Below are 4589 nucleotides of genomic sequence, written 5' to 3'. Positions count from 1 at the left end.
ACCTGAGCCTGCCGCTGCCGGGCGGCGAATGGCGCGTCGAAGGCGTGGTGCTGGCGCATCTGGCGCGCGCCGACGCGCCCGTCTTCTACGTCGAGAACACGCTGGCCAACACACTGTTCGGCCTGTTGTGCTGGCGCGCGATCTTCGCGGCCATCCCGGGCGCGTTCTTCCACCCGTTCCACCGCGGTCCGGCCGACCTGTTCGCGGCCGACTTCTACCAGCGCCGCAAGGACGACTTCGAGGCCTGCCTCGCCCTGCTGGACGACGGCCGCCACCGCGCCGCCATCCTCGCGACGTACGACGAGAAGGCAGGCCTGCAATCGCCGTTCGTCGCGTGGGACTGGCTCGATCGCGGCATCATCGAACTGGCGCTGGACTGCATCCCGGCGGCGCACCTGACACTGTGGTTCCGCCGCATCCTGCAGGACGTGAAGGAAAACCGCACGGGCTTCCCCGACCTGGTCCAGTTCTGGCCTGAAGAAAAGCGCTACAACATGATCGAGGTGAAGGGCCCGGGCGACCGCCTGCAGGACAACCAGCTGCGCTGGATCGATTACTGCGCCGAGCACGGCATGCCGATCACGGTGTGCTACCTGCAATGGGAGCAGGCCGCCGCATGAACGACGCACGCTACGTCGTGTCCGTGCGTGCCCTGTGCGAATTCACGGCCAAGCAGGGCGACCTCGACCTGCGCTTCACGCCGTCGCCCACGGCGCAGGAAGGCATCGCGGGCCATGCCGTCGTGGCATCCCGCCGCGACGACAACTACCGCAGCGAAGTGACGCTGGCAGGCGACTGGGGCCCGCTGCACGTGCGCGGGCGGGCCGACGGCTACGACCCCGACCGCAACCTGATCGAAGAGGTCAAGACGTACCGCGGCCAGTTCGCGCGCATCCCCGACAACCATCTGCGCCTGGCCTGGGCCCAGCTGCGCGTCTATGGACACCTGATGTGCGAGGAGCTCGGAATGGACGACGTCAACCTGGCGCTCGTCTACTTCGACATCGGCACCCAGCAGGAAACCGTGCTGCGCGAGACCCGCACCCGCGCCGACCTCGCCGCGCTGTTCGAAGACCAGTGCCGCCGCTTCGTCGCCTGGGCCGAACAGGAACTCGCGCACCGCGGCGCGCGCGACGCCGCGTTGACGGCGCTGCGTTTTCCGCACGCTGACTTCCGTCCCGGCCAGCGCCAGCTCGCGGAAGCCATCTTCCGCGCCAATGCCGGCAAGCGCAGCCTGCTCGCGCAGGCCCCGACCGGCATCGGCAAGACCGTCGGCACCCTGTTCCCGGTGCTGAAAGCGGCGCCCGGCCAGGGGCTCGACAAGGTGTTCTTCCTGGCCGCGAAGACGCCGGGACGCCAGCTCGCGCTGGACGCCGCAGCGACACTCAAATCCGGTGGCACGCTGCCATTGCGCGTGCTCGAACTGAGCGCGCGCGACAAGGCCTGCGAGCACCCGGACAAAGCCTGCCATGGCGATTCGTGCCCGCTTGCCCAGGGCTTCTACGACCGCCTGCCCGCCGCGCGCGACGCGGCGGCGAACGCGGACATGCTCGACCGCGCCGCGCTGCGCGAAATCGGTCTCGCGCATGACGTCTGCCCGTACTACCTGGGCAGCGAGATGGTGCGCTGGAGCGACGTCGTCGTGGGCGACTACAACTACTGGTTCGACGGCGGCGCGATGCTGTACGCGCTGGCGCTGGAACGCGGCTGGAAGGTCAGCGTGCTCGCGGACGAGGCGCACAACCTCGTATCCCGCGCACGTTCGATGTACACGGCGACGTTGCAACGCGCGGACCTGCGCGCGGCACGGGCCGTCGCACCGCCGGCGCTGCACAAGCCGCTCGACAAGGTCAAGCGCGCGTGGACGGACGCGAGCAAGTCCGCGCCCCTGCCCTACCAGGTGCTGGACGGCCTGCCCGACAAATTCCTGAACGCGCTGCAGGGCGCGGCCAGCGCCATCACGGAGCACATGGCGGCCTTCCCCGTACCGCTCGAACCGGAACTGCAGGATTTTTATTTCGGCGCGCTGCAGTTCGGCCGGCTCGCGGAATCGTTCGGCGCGCATTCGCTGTTCGACGTCACGCGCGAGGACGAGCGCAACACGACCCTCTGCATCCGCAACGTCGTCCCCGCATCTTTCCTTGGTCCGCGCTTCGCGTACGCCCATTCGACGACGCTGTTCTCCGCGACCCTGAGCCCCTGGCATTATTTCGCCGACCTGCTCGGCATGCCGGCAGACACCGCGTGGATCGACGTCGACTCCCCGTTCACCGCGAGCCAGCTGGACGTGCACGTCGCGCACGGCATCTCGACGCGCTACCAGGCCCGGGCCAGTTCGCTCGCGCCGATCGCGACCCTGATGGCGGACCAGTACCGCGAACAACCCGGCAACTACCTCGCGTTCTTTTCCAGCTTCGACTATCTGCAGCAGGTGGCGGACCGCTTCGAGCGCGACCATCCCGACATCCCCGCATGGAGACAGGCGCGCCGCATGAGCGAACCGGAACGTGCGGACTTCCTCGCGCGCTTCGTCGCGGGCGGCCGCGGGATCGGCTTCGCGGTGCTGGGCGGCTCGTTCGGCGAAGGCATCGACCTGCCCGGCGAGCGGCTCATCGGCGCCTTCGTCGCGACCCTTGGCCTGCCACAGGTAAACCCCGTCAACGAGCAGCTGCGCCAGCGCATGCAAGCCATGTTCGGCGCAGGCTACGACTACGCCTATCTCTATCCCGGCATGCAGAAGGTCGTGCAGGCGGCGGGCCGCGTGATCCGTACGGAGCAGGACCGCGGCGTCGTATGGCTGATCGACGACCGCTTCGCGCGGCCCGACGTGCGGGCGCTGCTGCCCGCCTGGTGGCACGTCGACAAGGCCGCCTTCTAGCGGCGCATTCAGGGTGGACAGGACCAGGCGCGGCGACGACGACAGTGCGGTTGCACGGCGAGGAGCTGCAACGACGCCATGGCCGCCCTGAATCAGCCGCTAGCGCATCAGGTCGCGGACCTTTTGATAACCGCTGCGGCTGATCGGAATGCGCGCCCCGGACTTCAGCACCGCGCAGTGACCGTCCTTCCCGGTCGGCTCGATGCGCGCGATGGTGCCCAGGTTGACGATGTACGACCGGTGCACGCGCAGGAAGGCCTGCGGATCGAGCTGGCTTTCCAGTTCGGCCATGCGCTGGTTCTTCAGCCACTGGCGGCCCTCCGAGCAGATGGCCACGTAATCGTCCTGGGCCTCGATGTAGTCGATGCGCGCGACGGGGATGACCTGCACGCGCGCGCCGTCGCGGATCAGCACGCGCTCGATCGGCTGGTGGCGCGCCCGCGCATCGCTCACGAGCGCGCGCATCGCCGCCTCCCCCTCGGTCGCGGGCGCGGCGACGCGTTCGCGCGCATGCGCCAGCGCCTGCGCGAGGCGTTCGCGCGTGAACGGTTTCAGCAGGTAGTCGAGCGCGTGGACGTCGAAGGCCCGCAACGCGAACTGGTCGTACGCGGTGACGAACACGTAGTGCGTCTTCGCGCCGGCCAGCTCGACGACTTCGAAGCCGTCCAGCTTGGGCATCTGGATGTCGAGGAACACGAGATCGGGCGCCAGCTCCGCGATGGCCTTCACGGCCTCGAAGCCGTTGGCGCATTCGCCGACGATCTCCACGTCGGGGTGTAGCCCGAGATGCTCGCGCAGCACGGCGCGCGCCAGGGGTTCGTCGTCCACGATGATCACGCGCATGCGTCAGGTCCTTTCGAGTTCGGGTTGGGGTTCGTCGGCCGTCGCCGCCGGCAGTGCGAGCTCCACGATGAAGCGGCCGTCGCGCCGCATCCAGTGCGCGCTCGCCTCATGCCCATGGTCCGCCGCGAGGCGCTGGCGCACGTTGACGAGGCCCAGGCCCGTGCCGCGTGCCGAAGCGGCACCGTCGACGCTGTCGGGGTCGACGTCGTTCTCCACGCGGATGCGCAGGATCGATCCGGCGCGCGTCGCTTCGATGCGCACGAGGCCGGGCTCGATCATCTGGCCGATGCCGTGCTTGATCGCGTTCTCCACGAGCGGTTGCAGCAGCATCGGCGCCAGCAGGCACTGGCCGGCGGCGGGATCGATGGCGGCATCGAAGCGCAGCCGGTCGCCGTAGCGCACCTGCTCGATGCCGACGAAATGCCGCACGAGCTGCAGTTCCTGGTCGAGCGTCACCTTGCGGTCGGCGCGCAGGCCCAGCGTGTGCCGGAAGAACTCGGCCAGCTGCACGGTCATGGCACGTGCGGCCGCCGGGTCGAGCGACGTCAGCGCGCTGATCGAATTCAGGCTGTTGAACAGGAAGTGTGGATCGACCTGGGCGCGCAGCATGCGCAGCTCCGCATCCTGGGCCATCAGCTTCATCTCCAGGCGCTGCGTCTCGAGCTGGCGCACGCGTTCGGTCTCGATCAGCAGGTAATTCACGGCGGCCGCCAGGCCGTACAGGATCAGGCCGAGGCCGAACATCGAGGCCAGCACGGGGCCGCTCGCGACGGGCTCGTAAGCGTCCGGCGCCAGCGCGGCCAGCAGGCTGTTCCAAACCGCGCCCATGCCGCACCACAGCGCGGACACGCAGGCCGCCGTCATGCCC

4 protein-coding genes are annotated in these 4589 nt (G+C 69.0%); 2 read left to right on the top strand and 2 right to left on the bottom strand.

Annotation, left to right across the window (positions count from 1 at the left end; all coding sequences use genetic code 11):
* Positions 1-620, top strand: a 620-nt coding sequence (locus ACEN88_RS24925; protein ID WP_413344002.1) for a VRR-NUC domain-containing protein, incomplete at its 5' end; no start/stop codon positions are given.
* Complete coding sequence (locus tag ACEN88_RS24920) at positions 617-2878, top strand: ATP-dependent DNA helicase (protein ID WP_413344000.1); 2262 nt, start codon at positions 617-619, stop codon at positions 2876-2878. The genes ACEN88_RS24925 and ACEN88_RS24920, both read left to right, overlap by 4 nt.
* A 99-nt stretch (positions 2879-2977) precedes the next feature.
* Here the strand turns inward: ACEN88_RS24920 and ACEN88_RS24915 are convergent, their stop codons facing one another.
* Complete coding sequence (locus ACEN88_RS24915; RefSeq protein ID WP_413343998.1) at positions 2978-3721, bottom strand: LytR/AlgR family response regulator transcription factor; 744 nt, start codon at positions 3719-3721, stop codon at positions 2978-2980.
* A 3-nt stretch (positions 3722-3724) separates the two neighbouring features.
* Positions 3725-4589, bottom strand: an 865-nt coding sequence (locus tag ACEN88_RS24910) for a sensor histidine kinase (RefSeq protein WP_413343996.1), incomplete at its 5' end; no start/stop codon positions are given.

The organism is Massilia sp. CT11-108 (genome assembly GCF_047302915.1).
GTDB classification, from domain to species: domain Bacteria; phylum Pseudomonadota; class Gammaproteobacteria; order Burkholderiales; family Burkholderiaceae_D; genus Telluria; species Telluria orientalis.
Note: the sequence above shows the minus strand (reverse complement) of the source record. Positions and strands in the feature narration are given on the sequence as shown.

Excerpts from the sequence above, each read along its gene's own strand:
- ACEN88_RS24915 (WP_413343998.1), bottom strand. The coding sequence starts at position 3,721 with ATGCGCGTGATCATCGTGGACGACGAACCCCTGGCGCGCGCCGTGCTG.
- ACEN88_RS24920 (WP_413344000.1), top strand. The coding sequence starts at position 617 with ATGAACGACGCACGCTACGTCGTGTCCGTGCGTGCCCTGTGCGAATTC.